Source organism: Synechococcus sp. L2F (assembly GCF_024345695.1).
In the GTDB taxonomy this organism is placed as follows: Bacteria; Cyanobacteriota; Cyanobacteriia; order PCC-6307; family Cyanobiaceae; genus MW101C3.
The window spans coordinates 484663-503069 of sequence record NZ_JAGQBP010000001.1 but is presented as its reverse complement, the minus strand read 5'-3'; the positions used below and the strand labels follow the sequence as shown (position 1 = coordinate 503069).

The following is an 18407-nucleotide window of genomic DNA, read 5'->3' as shown; positions in this document are numbered from 1 at the left end:
CCACTGCGCCTGTCTCGGCGTGGCCTCCACCGGTGTCTCACCATGACGGCAGTTCCCCTGCAGCGCCTGGCCGTTGCTTCGCTCGGCCTGATGATCACCGGCCTGCTGGGCAGTGTGGCGCTTCCGGCCAGCGCTCAGGTGGGCAGCCTGCCGATCAAGGTGGCGGCGGTGGATTTCATCCCCGCCTGGGGGGATCGCGATGGCAACATCCGCCGACTGGTGCAGGCCACTGAGCGGGTGGCTGCTGAAGGTGTGAACTACGCCGTGTTTCCCGAAACGGCGATCAGCGGCTACGACTTCACCGGCCCTGCCCAGTTGGCTCCCTTTGTGGACACGATTCCGGGGCAGGCCACCGCGGCGTTGCTGCCGGTGCTCAAGCGCACGGGCCTCTACATGAGTGTGGGCATTGCCGAGAAAGACAGCGCCACCGGGCTCTTCTACAACACCGCTGTGTTGATGGGGCCCGAAGGAATCATCGGCAAGTACCGCAAGAATGGCCTGAACGGCCAGGACGTGCAGTTGTTCGGCCCCGGGGATACCGATGTGGGTGTTTTTGACACGCCGATCGGCCGCATCGCCCTGATCATCTGTTACGACGACACCTACTGGCAGTACGACCGACTGGCGGCGTTGCGGGGCGCGCAGATCATCGGCTGGCATTCCGTTTCCGATCGGGTGATGCCCGGCACACCGGCCGCCCAGGCGCGCTCGAACCATTCCACGGTGGCCAGCGTGCAGCACATGAGTGCACTGAATGGCGTGTGGGTGGTGGGGGCCACGCGCAGCGGCATCGAGCGCAATCCGATCACCGGCAGCCAGCTCTATTACAACGGCGGCTCCAGCATCTGGTCGCCCAGCGGACGCAAGCTGGTGCAAGCGCCGGTGGTGCCGCCCGCGGTGTTGCCGCCTGGCCTGAACGGCCTTTTTCGGCCACGATCACCCCGGCAGACGCCGATGCCGTGCGCGATCAGCGCCTGGCCGCACGCCGCCCCTCGCTCTACAACCCCCTGCTGGCGCTGCGCCGGGCGCCGGTCGATGTCACCGCCACCGCCAGCCGCCGTCCGGTGCAACTGGCCGCCGCCCAGTGGAGCACTGGCCCTTCACGCCTGACCAGCAGCCAGCCCCAGCCCAACGAGCTGCTGGTGCTGCCGGAGCTCTCGGCCCTCCCCAGCGGCCTGGATGCCACCGAGCTGCGGCGCCGGGCCGAGCGCCGCGGCGGCGCCTTCGAGCAACTCCTGGCGCAGCGGGCTCAGGCCGGCAGCGGTTATCTGGTGGGCAGCTACCCCGAGCGTGAGGGCGGCCAGGTGTTTCACACCGTGGCCCTGGCGGGTCCGGCCGGCACGATCCTGGGCCGCTACCGCGCCACGCACCTCACGACTTCCGAGCGGGCCTGGGCCAGCGCCGGTGACACTCCTGTTGTGGTGGCCACGCCGCTGGGCCGGGTGGGGCTGGCCACGGTGGGCGATCTGGCGGTCACGGAGGTGACCGGGCTCTACCAGAGCCTGCGCGCCGACCTGCTGGCCGCCCCGGCCGGTGCCCCTGCCGCCCTCAAGGTGGAGATCGACCCCCTGCTGTACGCGGTGAGTGATCCCCCCACCGGTCGCGCCGATCTGCATCCCTACCTGGCCGCCAAGCTGGGCCAGCTGTGGGTGGTGAGCGGTGGCCGCCGCGTCGGCAGCTCCACGGCCGCCGGCATCTTCGGGCCGGAGCCGGTGGTGTCTACGCCCACCCTCACGGCCGCTGCCGGCGCCGATGCCGTGCGACACCGCACGGTGGTGCCTTACCCCGGCACCTGGATCAACCAGCAGCAACTGATCGACGGGCAGCGCAACGATCTGTTCCGCCCGCTGGTGCTCGAGGCCGAGAACAGCTGCTTCAAGAGCTGGCGCCAGGCTGGCCACGGGATGGTGCGCTGTCCGTAGGGGCCGGCGTTCGGCTGGGCGTGGTGCGCGCGATTGTTTGTGCGTATGGTGCGCGATTGGGGCCTCGCACAATGGCTGCCAGAGCCCGTCGATGATGCCCTGTTGGTTACCCATCGGCTGTCTGATCACTGCCGAAGAGTTGGCTCTGGGCCGTCTGTTTGGCCAGTGGCCTGCTGAATCTTCAGGTTTTCTCAGTCTTCGGCTTGTCTTTCTGAGGCATAAGTCGGGTATGGTGAAACAGTCATTGCTGATGTGATTGCTATGCAGGTGAAAGCGCTTCGTGGCTTTGCTGCATCCCTGCTGAGTGTTGCTGCTTTAGCGGTCGCGTCGCCAGCACTGGCAGATACTGTTGATGCCCGCTGCGACGTTTTCCCTGCAGGAGAAGATAAGGCCACCTCTTCTGGGCTGTGCACATTCTCCCAACGGCAAGGCTTCGTTTCTATTCGGCTCAAGGGCGGCCAGACCATTGAGCTCAAGCCCAACGAGAGCATGCCCAATGCGTACTTTGATGAGCGTGGTGAGCCTGCCAAGCGTGAGATCCTCGATGGAAAGCGCGGCCAGGTGTACCGGTTGGAGAAGCAATCCATCTTTGTCTTCTGGGATACGGCCCCCTACACGAAAGGTGCGGCAGGCGGTGCTTCCAGTTCCGGTGGCGGGTCATCCACGGGCAATCCCCCTGAGATCGTTCCCCTGTTGCTTGGCATTCATCAGGTGAAGTTTGAGGGTGGTTGCCGCGTCAACTTCAACAAGGCCGGCAAGCGTTTCAGCAAGACCTCAACCTGTGATGCCGCGCAGGTTGAAGTGGCGGAGGATGCGATCCGCCGCTTTTACCGTGAACAGGGTCTCTGATTGGCTTCGGCGCTGGCGCATGGATAGGCGCTCCAACTGCGAGGCATGAAGCCTTCGTCTATTGACGGCGAATCGGGCCGGTGGTGCGTGCGTCGGAATTGAACCAGCTGCTCTCATGCTGGAGGCGGGGATCACCTTGAATCGTGTAGGTGATCCTGCCTGACGTGAAGACCAAGGCGCCATCGCTGAGCTTGCTCTTCACAGCGCTGCCGTTCACCATGACCTTGTTCTTGCCGTCGATACGGATCTTGGAAACGGTACGACCGTCAATGTTTCTCGCGACCCACTGGCCCGCATAGGGAGACACCACGCTGCTGGCGGCACCAAAGCCAGCTTTTGTATTCTTTTCCCTGCTCTTGTTGATGTCGCAGCCTTTCAGCTCCGTGGCCTGGGTGCACCCGGATTTCTCCAGTTGCTTGCCGTAGGCCGGATCAATGGCATGGGCGGCGAGCGGCAGGGCCATTCCAAATGAGGCCGCTGCGGCCGCTGCGGTGACGATCTGCTTGAGGGTATTCATGCTGAAAGGTGCTTCAAACTGCAGCAATTCACAACAATTCGTTTCAGAAAGTTGCGTTCTGCTCGGCGAATCGCTTGTGGCTAGCTCACGTTAATTTTAGCACGTGATCTTTGGTTTGTATCTCTGCGGCGGCTTGCCAGCTGTGGCTTGGCCATTGCTTCATTGCAGGCATCGCTGAATCATGTTGTGCCCTTGGCCATGATTGTTGCCTTGGTGATGCGTCTGAATCCACATGAATCAAGAGATCGTCTGTTTTCATCGCCATCCGGATGCACCTTGTGAAGGCCTGTGGCCACTCTTTTGCTTGCGGCGATCCTTTTCCGTGAGGCCTCCCCGCTCACTGCAATGTGAACACCCCAGCACCGTTGGCTCGCCGGGTCCCAGGCGGCTCGCAGCTGTGTCTCCCAGCCGATGCACCCATGGGATTCTCCGTGTGAAGTTCCTGGTGGTGTCCCCTGGTGCTGTTTGCCCCATCGACAGCATCACCCTCGGCTGCAGCCTCTCCAGCAGCCTCTCCTGCCACAGTTGCCACGCCCCCTGCTGAATCCTGTGTCGCCGCATCTGTTCCGGCTAGTGCTGACACCGGCTGTCTGGGCCTGGGGACGGTGGCGATTGCCGCGGGCGCTGTTGCTGCTGACGGCGGGCCTCGGTACGTCTGCTGCGCTGGCGATTCCGCCACCGCCGGATTCCTTTGATGGCGAGACGATTCGCTGCCAGGTGGCGGGCAGCGCCGCCACGGTGCTGATCTGCCGGGATGCAGAACTCACGGCCCTCGACCGGCAGCTTCGTCAGGCGTTCCGTGCTGCGCTTGCGGATCCTGCGCTTCAGGAAAGCGGGCGCGCGGCCCTGCTGCGCGAGCAGGAGCAATGGGTGGTCGCCATGGACCAATGCTGGCGCGCAGGGGAGCAGCTGCGGGCCTGTGTGAAGGCCAGCCAGAGCCAACGGCTGCGCCAGTTGCAGGCTCGGCCCGCGACGCGGCAGCCAGCGCCCGTTCAACCTTGAACGGCATCAACACCACGCCACCGCCGCGCGCCACCCTGCTGGTCTGCGCCTGCACTGCTGCTGCCACCGCGGTTCTCCACGCTGCCCGCAGTGGCGGCGCGCGGAGCATGGATCTACCGGTGCTGGCCCTGCTGGTTGCTCCGTATCTGCTGTTGGCGGTGTTGGCGGCCTGTGTGCGGCGACGCAACGGTGAGGCATGGATGCTGCTGATCGCCAGCGTGGTGCTTGGCGTTGGTGGTGTCGCTCTGCTGGCCTTGAGCGCGCCCCACTCCATTTCGACGCCTGAACCTGGACTGGCGCAGGCTGTGGTCACGATCGGCGTGCCCCTGCTCCAGCTGGTTGCCGCGCTCGCCCTCAGCCTGGCCCTGCTTGTGCGCCGCCTTCGAGCCGCTGCACCAGGCGTGAGAGCAGGGCGCGGCGGGCCTCCCCCTGTCGGCCCGCTTCGGTGATCAGCAGGGCGGTGACCTGCAGGCCATCGGCGGTCATGGCATCGACGCCCAGCAGCTGGGGGGGCTGCAGCAGCGTGGCGCTCCAGGCGGGATCGGCCGCGAAGGCGGCCAGCTCGGCGCTGATGGCGGGCAGGGCCACGGCCAGATCGGTGCCATGGGGCAGCAGCAGCGACAGCTCGGCGCCTGAGCGCAGCTTGGTGTGATTCACGCTCTGCTCACAGCCGCTGTTCGGTACCACCACCACCCGCTGGTCGCGGCAGCGCAGCTCGGTGCTCAGCACCCCCACATCGATCACCTCGCCGAGGCGTCCGCCGATCTCCACGGTGTCGCCGATGGCGTAGCGGTCGTCGAAGAGCAGCACCAGCCCGGCCACGAAATCGCGCAGCAAGCCCTGGAACACCAGGGCGAGGGCACCGAGCACGGCTCCACTGGCCAGCAGGGCATTGCTGGAGAGATCGCGCAGCACGGGAATGCCCATCACCGTCCAGGCGCTGAACACCAGCACGCAGGCCAGATCCGCCAGCCGCCTGAGCACGCGCAACAGGCTGCGGTAGCGCTGCTCGCGGCGCGCCTGGAAGGCCGCCGGCACGAACACGTTGCTGGCCCACTGGCTCAGCAGCAACCCCACCAGCGCCCGCAGCAGGGCAGCCGCCAGCAGCATCGCCAGGGCTTTGAACAGCACCACCAGCGGCTGAAACAGCACATCGATCGCCGGTGCCACCTGGCCGGGGGAGGCCAGCAGCAGCACGGCGCCGATCGCTACGCCCAGCACCAGCACCGCCGCCAGCAACAGCCGACTGAGGCTCTGGGCCAGATGGAAGCGGGCAGCGGCGAGCCGGCTGGCGTGCTCGACGCGATGGCGCTGCAGCCGCGGCAACTGGCGTTGCAGGCGACGCCACAGCCACACGGCCAGCACCAGCACCACCGTTAGGCCGGCGACCACCCACGCCGCCATGCTCATCCGCTCGGAGATCTGCTGCTTCCCGTAGATCTGGCGGGCACGGCGCAGCCGCCGCTCCAGCCGGCTGCGCCAGCGCTCCGCCAGCACCGCCTCGCTGGTGCCGTTGAGCTGGGCGTCGGCAGCGGTGACGGTGAGCAGCGGGAACGGCGTGGCGCGGCCAGGCACCACGGCGGCCAGCTGGTTCAGCCCCCCGGCCTGCCGTTGCACCACCACGCGCAAGGCCTGCGGGGCGCCCTGCAGCCCCAGGTGATCCGGGTCGCACACGGCTTCGATGGCGTCCACACCGCCGCGCTCCAGCAGCAGCTCGCCGATCCGCTCCCCCGGCGTGCAGGGCTGGGCGGGCCGGTAGAGCAGATCCAGGTTGCCTTCGACCACCTTCGCCCGCTCGGCGGCGTCGGGGCCGGCCTGATCAGGGCCCGCCACCCGCAACGACGCCACGTTGATCACCGGCACGCCAAGGATGCGCACCTGGGAGAGACGAAAGCTGCCCGCCACCGGCTGGCTGTCCGCCGGCGCGGCGGGGCTGGGTGTTTCCGCCGCCAGGCCCGGCTGGGCCAGGGCCAGCAGCAGCACCAGCACGGCCAGGGCTTTGCCAAGGGCAGCAGAGAAGCCAGCGGTGCGGCTGGTTGTGGAGTGCCCCACGCTGACTGGCCCAGGAACGGCCAGTCTGGGCATCAGGGCGCACGGCAGCTCGCCGCCACCCTCACGTTCTGACGAAATACACCACCGCCACCGCCACTCCGACCACCACGACGATGGCCCGCAGGGTGGCCGGCGGGACGCGGCCCGCCACCTTGCCGCCCAGGGCACCGCCGACGATGGCGCCCACCGCCATCACCGCCGCCAGGCCCCAGGCCACCTGACCGGAGAAGAGGAAGAAGGCGGCGGCGGTGAGGTTGGCGGCGAACGACACGGCCTGCTTGAGGCCGTTGAGGCGGGTGAGGGTGTCATCGAGGCTGAGGGCCAGCACCGCCAGCACGATCACGCTCAGCCCGCCGCCGAAGAAGCCGCCGTAGACGGCCGCCAGGAACACCGGCCCCACGGCCCATCGCTCCGAGGGCTTGCGGCCGTGCCGCTCGGAGCGGCGCTGCAACCAGCGGCGCACGGGCTCCTGCACCGCCAGCAACGCCGAGGCGAACAGGATCAGGAACGGCACCAGCTGCGTGAACAACCGCTCGCCGGTTTTCAGCAGCAGCCAGCCGCCCAGCAGGCCACCGAGGGCGGCGGCCGGCAGCAGCAAGAGCAGGCGCTGGCGCTGGCCCTGGAGTTCGCGGCGCTGGGCCCTGGTTGCCCCCAGGTAGCCCGGCACCAGGGCCACGGTGTTGGTCACGTTGGCCATCACCGCCGGCAGGCCGATGGCGGTGAGGGCGGGAAAGCTCAGCAGTGAGCCGCCGCCGGCCAGGGCATTGATCGCCCCGGCGGCGACGGCTGCCAGGCCCGCCCAGAAGGCCTGAATCTCGAAGGGCAGAGGTGCGTTCACCATCCCAGCGTCAGGGCGGGGTCAGCCCGTAGGGCTCACCGTCCGCTGGCAGGGTGACCCCCAGCCGCTGGCGCCAGGCCGCCACCGGCAGCTCCCAGCCCTCCTCCCAGCGGGCGGTGGCGAAGGCAGAGGCGGTGAAGCCGATGGTGACGCCGTGGCTGATGGCTCGGCTCAGGTTGGCGTAGTCGTCGAGCCAGAAGCGGAAGCCGGCGATCTGGGCGGCATGGGTGAGGCTCACGTAGGCGGGGAAGCCGATCTGGGTGGCGGTGATCGCCAGCACCCCGTTCTCGCCCGCCGGTGAGGTGCCGAAGCCACTCACCACATGGTGCAGGTCGTGGGTGGTGGCGATCCGCTGGGTGAGCCAGCGGCCTTCGGTGTCGATCGGGCGTGGGCGGAAGAAGGAGGGGTCGTAATTGAGGCGCCGGATCAGGGCGGCGTAGGTGTGGCCGAGGCTCCCCGGTGGCAAGGCCGAGAGCCGATCCAGGTCGGGTTGGAGGGGGGGATAGCGGCTGTCCAGCAACTCCGCCCCACCCGGCAGGGCCCGGAAGCGGGCGAGGCAGGCGTCCATCTGGGGCGTGTCCAGGAAGCTGTCCACCAGGTCGGCGATCCTGGCGAGATCCCCCTGACTGCGCCCCACCGCGATCAGCTGACGGGCCTGCCCCAGGGCCTGCAGGGACTGCTGGAAGCGGGTCATGGCCGTCGTGGAGGCGGTGAAGGGAACTTAGGTCCGCCGAGTTCAGCCGCTGGTGCAGGTGGCGTTCCAGCGCTCCTGCAGGGTCTTGGTCTGGACCTCGTCACCGTTCCGTTCGGCTGAGCGCAGGCCCGTCTGGATCTGAGTGCAGGTGGTCTGGCGCGCCAGTCGCTCCCTTTGCACTTTGAGGTCCTGGATCTGGGCCTCCAGCCGCTGGCGTTCCTGTGCCCGTTGCTCCGACGCTGCCTGGCTGGCCTGATCGGCTGCCGCCGAGGCGGCGTTCCCGGCCTGCTCCGCATCCAGCGCCTTGAGTTGCAAGGCAAAGTTCGTTTCCTGCTGACGCAGGCGGGCGGCCTCGTCGCTGCGTTCCTTCAGCTCAGCAGTCAGCTGACTCTGCTGGTCAAGGCTCTCGCGTTGGTCGGAGATCTGGGCGCGTTGGTTGATCACCACGACGGAGGCCACCGCGATCGCCACCACGATGCTTCCTGCAAGCCAGAGCTGAGTATCACGGCGCATGGCAGGCAATCTTCGGTACACCTTCAACGTATGAATCGGTAGCGGCTGTGGCAAAGCCTGGGGCTGATCCGCGGCGTTGCTGCGGCTGGTTCAGGCGCAGATGCAGCAGATCACCTCACCTGGCCCCTTTCGCTTATCCCACCAGCAACTTCAACCCCACCAATGCGATCAAGGCGGCCATCCAGCACTCCAGCACGCGCAGGGACAGCAGACGGCTGCCGAGCCGGGAGCCCAGCCAGCCGGCGATCGCCACGGTGAGCAGCAGGGGCGTGATCCCCGCGGGCAGGTGCCGCTGGCTCACCAGCACACCGCCGAGGGCGGCCAGTGAGTTGCACAGGATGAAGGTGATGGAGGTGGCGGCTACTTCCGGTGCCGAGGCCCAGCCTTTGATCAGCATCAGGGGGGAAAGGATCACACCACCGCCCGTTCCACTCAGGCCACCAACCAGGCCGATCACGGCACCACTGCCGAGCGCGCTGCCGAAGGCAGGTGGTGTGGGGACACGGCCTGGACTGCTGCCGCTCGCCTTGAAGATCAACCGCAGCGAGGAGGCCAGCAGGATCGCTCCGACCAGCAGCTCAAAGGGCCTGGCGTTCAGATGCAGAAAGCCGCCGAAGGCCGCCAGCGGCACCGAGCCGGCCACAAACGGCCACACCCGCCGCCAACGCAGGTGCCCGGCCTGGGCAAATTGCAGCGTGCCGATCGTGGCGACGGCCACGTTGAGCAGCAGCGCCGTGGCCTTGAGATCCTGCGCCGGCAGCGCCGCCACCACCAGCGCCGCCACGTAGCCGCTGGCTCCTGCTTGGCCGACGGCGGAATAGAGAAAGGCAATCACCCCCACGAGCGCGGTGAGCCCAACAGCGCCGGGTTCCATGGCGCCCGTTCCGGCGTTGAAGGCCATTGTGGAGGAAGGCGATGGTGGAGCAGGCCAAGGGAATGTCCGTCTCGCTGTTGCCTGGCCTGAAGCGTCTACGTGCCTACCAACCGTCGTGGCTGCGGGGTGACGTGCTGGCGGGTGTGACCGTGGCCGCCTACCTGGTGCCGCAGTGCATGGCCTACGGGGAGCTGGCCGGCGTGGCGCCGATCGCAGGGCTCTGGGCGATCCTGCCGCCGATGCTGCTGTATGCGCTGATCGGCTCCTCGCCGCAGCTGTCGGTGGGGCCCGAATCCACCACGGCGGTGATGACGGCCGCCGCCATCGCCCCGATCGCCGCCGGCGATCCGCTGGCTTATGCCAGCTTCGCCAGCCTGCTGGCCCTGTTGGTGGGCCTGGTGTGCGTGCTGGGGGGCTGGGCGCGGCTGGGCTTTCTGGCTGATCTGCTCTCGAAGCCAATCCTGGTGGGCTACATGGCTGGGGTGGCGGTGATCATGATCAGCGGCCAGATCGGCAAGATCAGCGGCCTGGAGCTTGAGGCCAAGTCGCTGGCTGGGGAGCTGCTGGAGCTGGCGGGCCGCAGCAGTGAGATCCATCTGCCCACATTGATGCTGGCGATCGGGGTGCTGGTTTTCCTGCTGCTGATCCAGCGGCGGTTCCCCTCGGCGCCCGGACCCTTGCTGGCGGTGCTGCTGGCGGTGGCGGTGGTGTGGTTGTTTCACCTGGATCAGGCGGGAGTGGCGGTGATCGGCGCGATCCCGGCCGGCCTGCCCAGCTTTGCGTTGCCCTTCACGGAGCTGAGCCACCTGGCGCCGCCCGGTGGCCTGGCGCTCGACAAGATCCGGTATCTACTCACGGCGGCGGTGGGCATCGCCCTAGTGGGCTACTCCGACAACGTGCTCACCGCCCGCGCCTTCGCTGCCCGGGGCGGCTACCGCATCGATGCGAACCAGGAGCTGCTGGCGCTGGGGGCCGTGAATCTGGGCAATGGGCTGATGCAGGGCTTTCCGGTAAGCAGCAGCGGCAGCCGCACGGCGATCAGCGAATCGCTGGGCAGCCGTTCGCAGCTGTTTTCGCTGGTGGCGTTCGTGGTGGTGCTGGTGGTGCTGCTGTTCCTGCGGCCGCTGCTGGCGTTGTTCCCGCAGGCGGCGTTGGGGTCGATCGTGATCTATGCCGCCCTGCGCCTGATCGACATCGGCGAGCTCAAGCGGATGCGCCATTTCAAGCGCAGCGAATTCCAGTTGGCACTGATCACCTGCGCTGGTGTGCTGTTCACCGACATCCTGATGGGCGTGGGTCTGGCAGTGGCGCTGTCGGTGATCGATCTGTTCGCGCGCCTGGTGCGCCCTCACGACGCGGTGCTGGGCCAGGTGCCCCAGCTGGGCGGCCTGCACGACGTGGACGACTGGGAGGGGGCCAGCACCATCCCCGGGCTGGTGCTGTACCGCTACGACGCCCCCCTCTGCTTCGCCAATGCGGAAGACTTCCGCCGCCGCGCCCTGGCCGCTGTGGCGGCCGAGGCCACGCCGGTGCGCTGGTTCGTACTGAACGCCGAGGCGATCGTGGAGATCGACATCACCGCCGCCGATGTGCTCCAGGACGTCCAGCGCGAACTCACGGCCAACGGCATCGTCTTCGCCATGGCCCGCACCAAGCAGGACCTCTACCAACAGCTCAGCAGAACCGGCTTCGTCGATCGGGTTGGCCCTGAGCGCTTTTACCCCACGCTGCCTGAGGCGATTGCGGCGTTTCGGGGGGAGGTGGGGGCGCGTGTTGGGTGAGGGGAGCCAGTCGCAGCGAGCGCTTAGTTGTTTACCGCTTTATGCGGCTTGAGAGTGATTGCGGCTTTTGCTGTTGTGGGGATGGGTAACAGCCTCTTCGTTGAGTCTCTCTCCGTGGCTGAGAGCATTTCAGGCCGGACAGTGGTTTGCGGACCTGCAAACAGTGGGATGAGCATCCGCTCGGGCTGCAGCCTCGCTGCAGCAGCTAGGGTTTCTCAGGATTGGGTGAGATGCCGGGCGTGTTTGACAGAAAAGTCACGATGGCAGAATGTGGTTTGCAGAACTTTCGAAGAACAAGTTAGGCGAAACCCAAGGTGGGATGCATAGAGCCAGGATGAGCCGCTATTGTGTGGACAAATCATCAGCTTTATTCAATGAGCACAGAATTGAGGCACATAGATGCGTGTGTTGATTTTGGAAGTAATCGGTGCGGCAGATTACTTAACTGGCAGAACCATGGAGATCCATTTTGGCACTATGGCATTGGAATTTCTGATTCACACGTCTTCGATACTGGCCAAGGATTGCAAGTTTTTGAGCGGACCAGCTGTCGGAATGTGATTGGAGTAGATGGTATTCATTATTCGCCTACAATCACAATTGGCCGATTGAAGCACGCCATAGTTGTATTCGAAGATTGGAAGTACTCGCTTCTTGGTTGGAACTGTGAGCATCTCGCTCGCCTTGTTGCAACCAATCGACCGAGATGCTACCAGAGCAAGTTGGCCTGGTGGATGGCAGGGTTAGATCCAAATGGCGATCACAAGATTGCCAAAAGAGTCTTGGAGGATTATCTTCGCCTAAATGCGCCTGAGTTGCTATGAGGGTTCATGCTGTGCATGCTTATGCCCGCAAGAACCCGTGAGCTCCATCGCTACTAACTCATCATCTCTCTACCATAAAGCGGATTGTTACGTGCTTGTGGTATTGACGATGCACGCAATAGGCTTAGTGCTTAGCCATGCCCGCTTGAAAGAAGTCTTAGCATATCCCGTTTCTCGTTCATGTATTGGCCGATATTGATTGCCTTGCCTGGGCAACCCTGGTCTTGATGTCTCGCCGGGCTCGAGCATCCCTTTCCCTATGAACTTGCCGCCCTACGCCTTTGTCATCTAGATTAGGATGACAAATAAAGTTCGACCTATGCGCTTCTCGGAACAGCTTGTTGTAGGCGATCGAGTCATGCTTACGAAGGAAGGGGCCAAGGCTCATAGGAATCATCAACAAACAGTTGCCGTTGGAGGTGGCGCAGCCGCAGTTGCTGTTGCGCTTCCGGCAGCCCTGCCAGGCGGAATCGCTGCTGGGATTGGGATTGTGTCAGCTGGTACCGGAATTGGAGTAGGAGTAGGTGCTCAGGCAGCGGCAGGGGCCGGCGTAGGAAAAGCAGTCGAAAGCTTCTTTCATTACCCAGAAGCCAGCGAAATTTGAAAGATTGTAGAGAAGAAAGAGCGCTGGTGGGGGGCAGTCTGGGGTTTACTATCTTGTTGAGTGGGATGACAACGGGAAACGCTCTTGTCATCTGTCTAAGCACCTACGAAAGATGCTCCCTGAGCAACACTTGTAGTCGTCATGCTGCCGATTCGCCTAACAAGGCAATTCACCTGACCCGAACCAACCTGTCCATTTAGCATGTGGGGATGCTTGAGGCAATATCTCTCGCGGGCAGGTGATTGCCAGCGTTCGAAGGATCGCGACTTCGTTTCGAGGATGGCGTTCCGGGCCCTTGCAGGGCCGTAGCCACGGGGCTACACTGTCGAAGTGCTTGAAGTCCGCCGTACAGAGGAGTTCGCTCGATGGCTTAGGGGTCTTCGTGATCTGAGGGCCAAGGCGAAGGTTCAGGCCAGGGTTGAGCGCCTCATTGGCGGCAATCCTGGTGATGTCCGGCCTGTAGGGGCAGGCGTGTCGGAGTTGCGGATCGACCATGGCCCTGGTTACAGAATCTACTACCAGCAGAAAGGATCGTTTTTGCTCATTCTTCTTGCCTGTGGTGACAAAAGTACCCAAGCAATGGATATCGAATCAGCTATTGCCCTCGCTCACACCTTCAAAGAGGATGAATGATGCAGACCACAACAGCCCCATATGATGTTGCAGAGTTCCTCGAAACCCCTGAGGAGATGGCTGCCTATCTTGAGGCTTGCATTGAGGAGTCGGAGGCTGATGCTGCCTTCATCGCCAAGGCACTTGGGGATATTGCTCGTGCCAAAGGAATGACACAGATTGCGCGAGAGACTGGTCTCTCCCGTGAAAGTCTGTACAAGGCACTTTCTGGAGATCGAAGCCCTAGTTTTGATACTATCCTCAAGGTGGTTGCTGCTTTAGGCCTCAAGTTCAGCGCGAGTGTTAAGCAGGAAGCAGAGGTTGTATGAATGCTGCTTGAGAAGCGGAAGTCCGCAGAGGTGGGCAGTTGAGAGGCGACTCTTCGAACACACCCCTCGAGTGGACAGGCCACCACAAACTCTCTGCTCACGCCTCCATACACTTCCTGCCTGCCACTCATGGGCAGCGTTCGATTCAGGGCTACTGCCTCCGATTATAAAGGAAAGCAGACTTTCAGCTACCCGTCTTCCTTTAGCTCTTTCAGGATCAACCCACGCGTGTATATGTGGAGCGTGTTACGCAAATCACGCCCTCGCAGTTTGGACTGAACGCCTAGGTACGTGCTTGAAGTGGACATTTCGCTCTACTGACCCCCGCAACCCGTGAGCCCCCCGCCCAGCAGAATCTGACCCCATGAGGCCACTCCTGCTCCCCGTGCTGCTCTCCTCTTTCGCCCTTGCGGGCTGCATGGCGCCTGAGACAGACGAGCAGGTGATTCGCCGCCAGTACGGCATTCCAGCGGCGGCCAGGGTCTTGGCGGCTCAGGTCTCGCCGGAGGAGGCGGGCTGGTTCGGGCGCGAAGGGCTCAAGGTCACGATGGTATTTGGGCTCAGCGAGGGCGACTTCGAAGCGTTGACGCGCCGGCTGAAGGCCAGCAGCCAGTGGCAGCCCCTGCCGATTCCTGAGACGACCTTGGCGCACCTCGCCGGTATTCGTAGGGCCCGAGCGGCGGGGGGCGTGGGCAACTCCACTGATCAGCAGCTGCTGGCGCAGTTCCGTCAGACGATGCCTCCCCATCCGCCCAACGGGTGGTACCAGATCAGAACCGCAGGCACCAACATCCTGCACGCGCCCAAGACCGTGCGAGACACGCTCGACACGGACGTGAACGACTTCATGCTCGCCGTGCTTGATCCTCAGCAGCACACAGTGATGGTGAGAGTGAGCACCAACTACTGACTCACAACGGTTCTTTGCTTGAATTCAGCAGAACGTTGGTCCTGATGCAGCTTCGTCCTTCCCGCCTTCCGGCACGCACCGTTCGCCTGGCGCAGAGGACGCTGGCTCGGTTTGGCCCCTTCACGCTCCTTGCCGTGGCGTGTGTGGCCGCTGGGAGTGGTGGGGTGAGCCATGCGGCTGCCGATCGGGCCCGGTTTGGCGCGGCATGGACCCGTGTCGACTGCACAACCTTTGCTGTGCCTGCCGCGATCGCCCCCCGCTCGGATTGTGGCTACGTGACCGTGCCGGAGCAGCACGCGCAACCCCAGGGCCGCACGATCCAGCTCGGTGTGGTTCGCACCCGCAGCAGCGGCGGTGCCCCTGCTGCTGATCCCCTGGTGGTGGAGCAGGGCGGCCCGGGGGATTCCACGATTGGCGACATTGTTAATGGTGCCCTACCGAAGTTTCCGGAACTCCCGGCGTTGTTGAAGGGCCGTGATCTGATCTTCGTGGAGGAGCGTGGCACGCGGTTTGCCAAACCGTTCCTCTTCTGCCCGGAGCACCATGCGCACAACATTGCGGTGGCGAAGGGGGAGATCCCCTATACCGATGCCAGCTGGATCCAGGCCTGCAATCAGCGCCTCAAGGCACAGGGCATCAACCCCAGTGCCTTCAACACCCGCGAAAATGCCGCCGATATCTATGCGGTGGTGGAGACGCTGGGCTATCCGCAGTTCAACTACTACGGCGTTTCCTATGGCACCTTGCTGGGGCAGTATGTGATCGCCCAGGCGGATCAGCACAAGGCCAAGCTCCGCAGCGTGATCCTTGATGGCGTGGTGCGGCCTGATGTGGATTTCAATCTGGCCTCCAGCCACACGTTCAGCTACGCCCTGCGCAACGTGTTCCAGGCCTGCGCCCAGGATCCCGCCTGCAACGCCGCCTATCCCAAGCTTGAGCAGACGTTTCTCGCCATCGTTGATGAGCTCAACCGCAAGCCTCTGCCCCTCACGCTGACCATCCCCTCCAGCAAGCAGCCATTCGTCACCAAGCTCGATGGCAATGCCTTCGTGACGGCCATGGTTCCCTATCTGGCGCGCCCCTATTCCGGTGAGTCCACCCGCGGCAGTTCCTTGCCCCGGTTCATTCAGGCGGCCAGCCGGGGCAACTTCGCCTGGGTGGCTGAGGCGCTCTCCGATCTGGAGCCCCCTGGCGCGAAGGAGATGTATCACACCGTTCTTTGCGCGCGGGCGCGATCGATTCAGGTGGATCCGGCCCAGGTGCTGCCGCCCGCCTATCCACAGCTGCTTCCCCTCGGCCTCCGCGAAGCCGAAGCTGTGAACCGGGCCTGCGAGGTGCTGCAGGTGGAGCAGAAGCCGCCCTTCGTCTACAGAAACCGCCAGATCCCCACCCTCGTGCTCAACGGCAGCTACGACCCCGTCACGCCTGCTCCCTACGGCGAAGCTGTGGCGAAGAATCTCACCACCGCCACTGTGGTCACCTTCCCGGGTGTGGGTCATGGGGCGTTGTTCGCGCCGGGGGGCACGCCGGCCGCAGCCTGCGTCACCCAGATCGCCGCAGATTTTCTGGCACGCCCCGCCACCACTCCCGACAGCCGCTGTGTCGATCAGGTGAAGCCTGCGTTTGTTGTGGAGTTGGGGCACCGTCCCTGAATGGGGCTCCCATCAGACCTGCGCCCGGAGCTGGAGATCCAGAGGCGACGGGGTCTTGAAGGCCGTCATCAGCTCCCAATAGCGGCGCGCGTCAGCGTGGCGGTGGGCGCCGGCGAGGGCGGTGAGGTAGGCGAGGCGGAACAGATCGTCCTGGGCGTCGCTTCCGCCGACGGCGGTCACCGCCGGCATCACGGGATCGAGCAGCGCCGCGGTGGTGGCGTCGTCACCGACGCCGTGGGCAATGCTGGCCTCGACCACCGCCTGTCCGACCGGTTGCCAGACCCGCGTCGACTCGCCGTCACCGCGATCGGTGCGGGCCTGCACTGACTCCCGCAGCCTCGCCAGAGCATCGCCGCGCCCGGCGCGGGCCAGGGCGTAGCCGTGATGGGCGCTGAGGAACGGGAAAACACACTCGTGAACGCGGGCCTCCACGTGGTCGGCCACATCGGCCCAGGTCGCGTCGGGCACGGCCGCGCCGGCCATCTCGGCGCGCCACAGGTAGGAGATGGCGTCGATCTGCTCGCCGGGGCTGTCAGGGGTGAGGCCCCAGATGTGGTCGCGGAACACGGCGTCGGCGCCGTCACGGTCGAGCTGGTCGAGATGCGCCACCGCGAGGTGCCAGGCGTTGTGGCAGTAGATGAGCCTGCTGCTGGTTTGCCAGACGGGGAGGAAGCCGGCCAGGCGGTCGATGGCGCCGGGCGGGTCGCCGTGGGTGATGAACACATGGGCGAGCGTGTGTTGAGCCCATGGGGTGTGAGCGTCAAGGGCGAGGGCCTGCTCAGCCAGCTCAGCTGCGGCCTCGGCGTTGCCGGCGAGTTCGGTGGCGAAGGACCACACGGCTAGGAAGTCCGGGTCGTCGCGATTGGGTTCGGCGATGCGCTCGATCTGGTCGAGGAACCGTGGCCCCATGTGCTGCTGGCCGAGCAAGTAGTAAAGGAACTCGAGGGCCTTGACCGCCAGCAGATCGGTGGGCCAGCGTGTGACCAGCGCCTCAAGCAGCTCGACCGCGAGCAGGAAATCGCCGTTGTCCCATCGCCGCAGCGCCGCAAGGGTGGCGGCCTCCCGTTCGTTCAGCGCGGATTCGAGCGTTGCCAGCCGAGCGAGGTGGCCGGCGGCCAGCGCGGAGGCCTCAGTGGTCTGGCCGTAGAGACCGACCATCGCTGCGCCGAGCTGCAGGCTGGCCACGTCGGCGAACGTGGCGGCGGCGTCGAGCACGCTCTCGGCACCGAGGTCAAGACCGCAGAGGCGGTCGGTGAAGGTGTCGATGGCGGTGATGGCGCCTTCGTCGTCGGTGCTGACGTCGAGCCCGCGTCGTGTCGTGCCCATGCGTCCAACCGTCCCGAACTGGTCGATCGCTAGCCAGGCCGATCCTAGGCGGCTGCTGAACAACAAACCGAGCCGCTGGAGATGTGTCCAACGGCACTCAGCGGCAGCGCGGCCAGCAGGAACGGACCGGCCCTCTGCTCGCTTCCGTCTCTACCGAGGACCCAATCCCCAAGGTCGGCAGGCCATCCATACCCTCTCAGCAGCGACACGCTCAGCTGCAGGCAGGAACAACCTGGTGGGTAATCACAGCGAAGACCATCACAATCGCCGATGTGTTCACCTTCCTGGGTGTCGGCCATGGGGCGCTGTTCGCGCCTGAAGGGAGGCCTGCCACACCCGACAGCCGCAGTCTCACCGAGCCCAAGCGTGCGTTTGTTGTGGAGTAGGGGCAGCGTTCGTCCTGATCGCCGTTGGCTGAGGATGGACGGGGCCAGGCCATTGTCAGCGGAGGCGGTGGGTGCAGGTTGATCGATCCAATGGCTGGGAAGCCGTAGCGGCCCGTTTTGTGGCCGAGCGCTCCTCGATTGGTGCCGCCACCGTGCGCAGCTGGTGCCGGGCCTTGCCGGCAGGTGCTTCGGTTCTTGATCTGGGCTGCGGTTGTGGCGTGCCGATTTCTGCTGCCCTGCTGGCCGAAGGCTGCAACGTGTCAGCCGTGGATGCCTCTCCCACCATGGTGGCTGCGTTTCGGCAGCGCTTTCCCCAGGCGAGGGTGGCGTGCGAGCCCGTGGAAGATTCCAGTTTCTTCAACAACACATTCCACGGAGTTGTGGCCGTTGGCCTGTTGTTTCTGCTGCCAGCTGATGGGCAGCGCTCACTGATCCGTCGCGTCTCTGCTGCTCTGCGGCCTGGTGGCCGCTTTCTGTTCACCGCTCCTGTGCAGGCGGTGGCCTGGACAGACACGATGATGGGCGGTCACTGCGTCTCCCTCGGGGATGAGGCGTACCGTCGCGCCCTTGCCGCCGCTGGCCTGCAGGTTGTTGGTGAGTTTGTGGATGAAGGAGAGAACCACCACTACGACGTCTGCCGCATCAGCTGATCGCCAGGGTTGCTCCTGCGCCACCCCTTGTACCGCTGAAGACTCTCTTTCTCCTTCACCCTGGCGCGGTTT

Annotated in this window: 18 protein-coding genes; 11 read left to right on the top strand and 7 right to left on the bottom strand. The window is 65.0% G+C overall.

Annotated elements, in window-relative coordinates; translation table 11 throughout:
• Window positions 1-42: 42 nt before the first annotated feature.
• From KBZ19_RS02500 to KBZ19_RS02490, 3 genes are all read left to right on the top strand, one after another.
• Window positions 43-1110: a nitrilase-related carbon-nitrogen hydrolase gene (locus KBZ19_RS02500; RefSeq protein ID WP_255099652.1), complete on the top strand. Its 1068-nt coding sequence runs from the start codon at window positions 43-45 to the stop codon at window positions 1108-1110.
• Window positions 1065-1922 carry a carbon-nitrogen hydrolase family protein gene (locus KBZ19_RS02495; RefSeq protein ID WP_255100033.1) on the top strand — a complete coding sequence of 286 codons (858 nt, stop codon included), beginning with the start codon at window positions 1065-1067 and terminating at the stop codon, window positions 1920-1922. The genes KBZ19_RS02500 and KBZ19_RS02495 overlap by 46 nt, the downstream gene beginning before the upstream one ends.
• 267 nt (window positions 1923-2189) lie before the next feature.
• Window positions 2190-2771, top strand: a complete 582-nt coding sequence (locus KBZ19_RS02490) for a hypothetical protein (protein WP_255099651.1) — start codon at window positions 2190-2192, stop codon at window positions 2769-2771.
• 58 nt (window positions 2772-2829) lie between these two features.
• Here KBZ19_RS02490 and KBZ19_RS02485 read toward each other — a convergent pair whose 3' ends face one another.
• Window positions 2830-3288 (bottom strand): hypothetical protein, encoded by a 459-nt coding sequence (locus KBZ19_RS02485; protein WP_255099650.1) that lies wholly within the window; start codon window positions 3286-3288, stop codon window positions 2830-2832.
• A gap of 525 nt (window positions 3289-3813) precedes the next feature.
• On the opposite strand from KBZ19_RS02485, the gene KBZ19_RS02480 reads away from it, so the two are divergent.
• Together KBZ19_RS02480 and KBZ19_RS02475 are read left to right on the top strand one after the other, a co-directional pair.
• On the top strand, window positions 3814-4290 hold the full coding sequence (locus KBZ19_RS02480) for a hypothetical protein (protein WP_255099649.1): 477 nt from the start codon (window positions 3814-3816) through the stop codon (window positions 4288-4290).
• Complete coding sequence (locus KBZ19_RS02475; protein WP_255099648.1) at window positions 4287-4739, top strand: hypothetical protein; 453 nt, start codon at window positions 4287-4289, stop codon at window positions 4737-4739. The genes KBZ19_RS02480 and KBZ19_RS02475 overlap by 4 nt, the downstream gene beginning before the upstream one ends.
• Here the strand turns inward: KBZ19_RS02475 and KBZ19_RS15090 are convergent.
• From KBZ19_RS15090 to KBZ19_RS02450, 5 genes are all read right to left on the bottom strand, one after another.
• Window positions 4645-6342, bottom strand: coding sequence for a mechanosensitive ion channel family protein (locus tag KBZ19_RS15090; RefSeq protein WP_255099647.1), 1698 nt, complete (start codon window positions 6340-6342; stop codon window positions 4645-4647). The genes KBZ19_RS02475 and KBZ19_RS15090 overlap by 95 nt on opposite strands.
• A gap of 61 nt (window positions 6343-6403) precedes the next feature.
• Window positions 6404-7183, bottom strand: coding sequence for a sulfite exporter TauE/SafE family protein (locus KBZ19_RS02465; RefSeq protein WP_255099646.1), 780 nt, complete (start codon window positions 7181-7183; stop codon window positions 6404-6406).
• A 7-nt stretch (window positions 7184-7190) separates the two neighbouring features.
• Window positions 7191-7874 (bottom strand): Coq4 family protein, encoded by a 684-nt coding sequence (locus KBZ19_RS02460; protein ID WP_255099645.1) that lies wholly within the window; start codon window positions 7872-7874, stop codon window positions 7191-7193.
• 42 nt (window positions 7875-7916) lie between these two features.
• The gene (locus KBZ19_RS02455; protein WP_255099644.1) at window positions 7917-8387 is read right to left on the bottom strand and encodes a hypothetical protein; all 471 of its coding nucleotides are present in this window, start codon (window positions 8385-8387) and stop codon (window positions 7917-7919) included.
• A 133-nt stretch (window positions 8388-8520) separates the two neighbouring features.
• The gene (locus KBZ19_RS02450; RefSeq protein WP_255099643.1) at window positions 8521-9288 is read right to left on the bottom strand and encodes a sulfite exporter TauE/SafE family protein; all 768 of its coding nucleotides are present in this window, start codon (window positions 9286-9288) and stop codon (window positions 8521-8523) included.
• Window positions 9289-9323: 35 nt separating this feature from the next.
• On the opposite strand from KBZ19_RS02450, the gene KBZ19_RS02445 reads away from it, so the two are divergent.
• The 5 genes from KBZ19_RS02445 to KBZ19_RS02425 all read left to right on the top strand — a co-directional run bounded on the left by KBZ19_RS02445 (window position 9324) and on the right by KBZ19_RS02425 (window position 15973).
• A complete protein-coding gene (locus KBZ19_RS02445; protein ID WP_255099642.1) occupies window positions 9324-11042 on the top strand; it encodes a SulP family inorganic anion transporter in 1719 nt (572 codons plus the stop codon).
• A 1758-nt stretch (window positions 11043-12800) separates the two neighbouring features.
• Window positions 12801-13103, top strand: coding sequence for a type II toxin-antitoxin system RelE/ParE family toxin (locus KBZ19_RS02440; RefSeq protein WP_255099641.1), 303 nt, complete (start codon window positions 12801-12803; stop codon window positions 13101-13103).
• Window positions 13103-13411: an addiction module antidote protein gene (locus KBZ19_RS02435; protein WP_255099640.1), complete on the top strand. Its 309-nt coding sequence runs from the start codon at window positions 13103-13105 to the stop codon at window positions 13409-13411. Before KBZ19_RS02440 ends, KBZ19_RS02435 begins: the two co-directional genes overlap by 1 nt.
• Window positions 13412-13829: 418 nt before the next feature.
• On the top strand, window positions 13830-14321 hold the full coding sequence (locus KBZ19_RS02430) for a hypothetical protein (protein ID WP_255099639.1): 492 nt from the start codon (window positions 13830-13832) through the stop codon (window positions 14319-14321).
• 236 nt (window positions 14322-14557) lie between these two features.
• Entirely contained in the window at window positions 14558-15973 is a 1416-nt protein-coding gene (locus KBZ19_RS02425) for an alpha/beta fold hydrolase (protein WP_255099638.1), read from the top strand.
• A gap of 12 nt (window positions 15974-15985) precedes the next feature.
• Here the strand turns inward: KBZ19_RS02425 and KBZ19_RS02420 are convergent, their stop codons facing one another.
• Complete coding sequence (locus tag KBZ19_RS02420) at window positions 15986-17362, bottom strand: hypothetical protein (protein ID WP_255099637.1); 1377 nt, start codon at window positions 17360-17362, stop codon at window positions 15986-15988.
• 394 nt (window positions 17363-17756) lie between these two features.
• Between KBZ19_RS02420 and KBZ19_RS02415 the strand changes: the two genes are divergently transcribed.
• Complete coding sequence (locus tag KBZ19_RS02415) at window positions 17757-18335, top strand: class I SAM-dependent methyltransferase (RefSeq protein WP_255099636.1); 579 nt, start codon at window positions 17757-17759, stop codon at window positions 18333-18335.
• The last annotated feature ends 72 nt before the right edge of the window (window positions 18336-18407 follow it).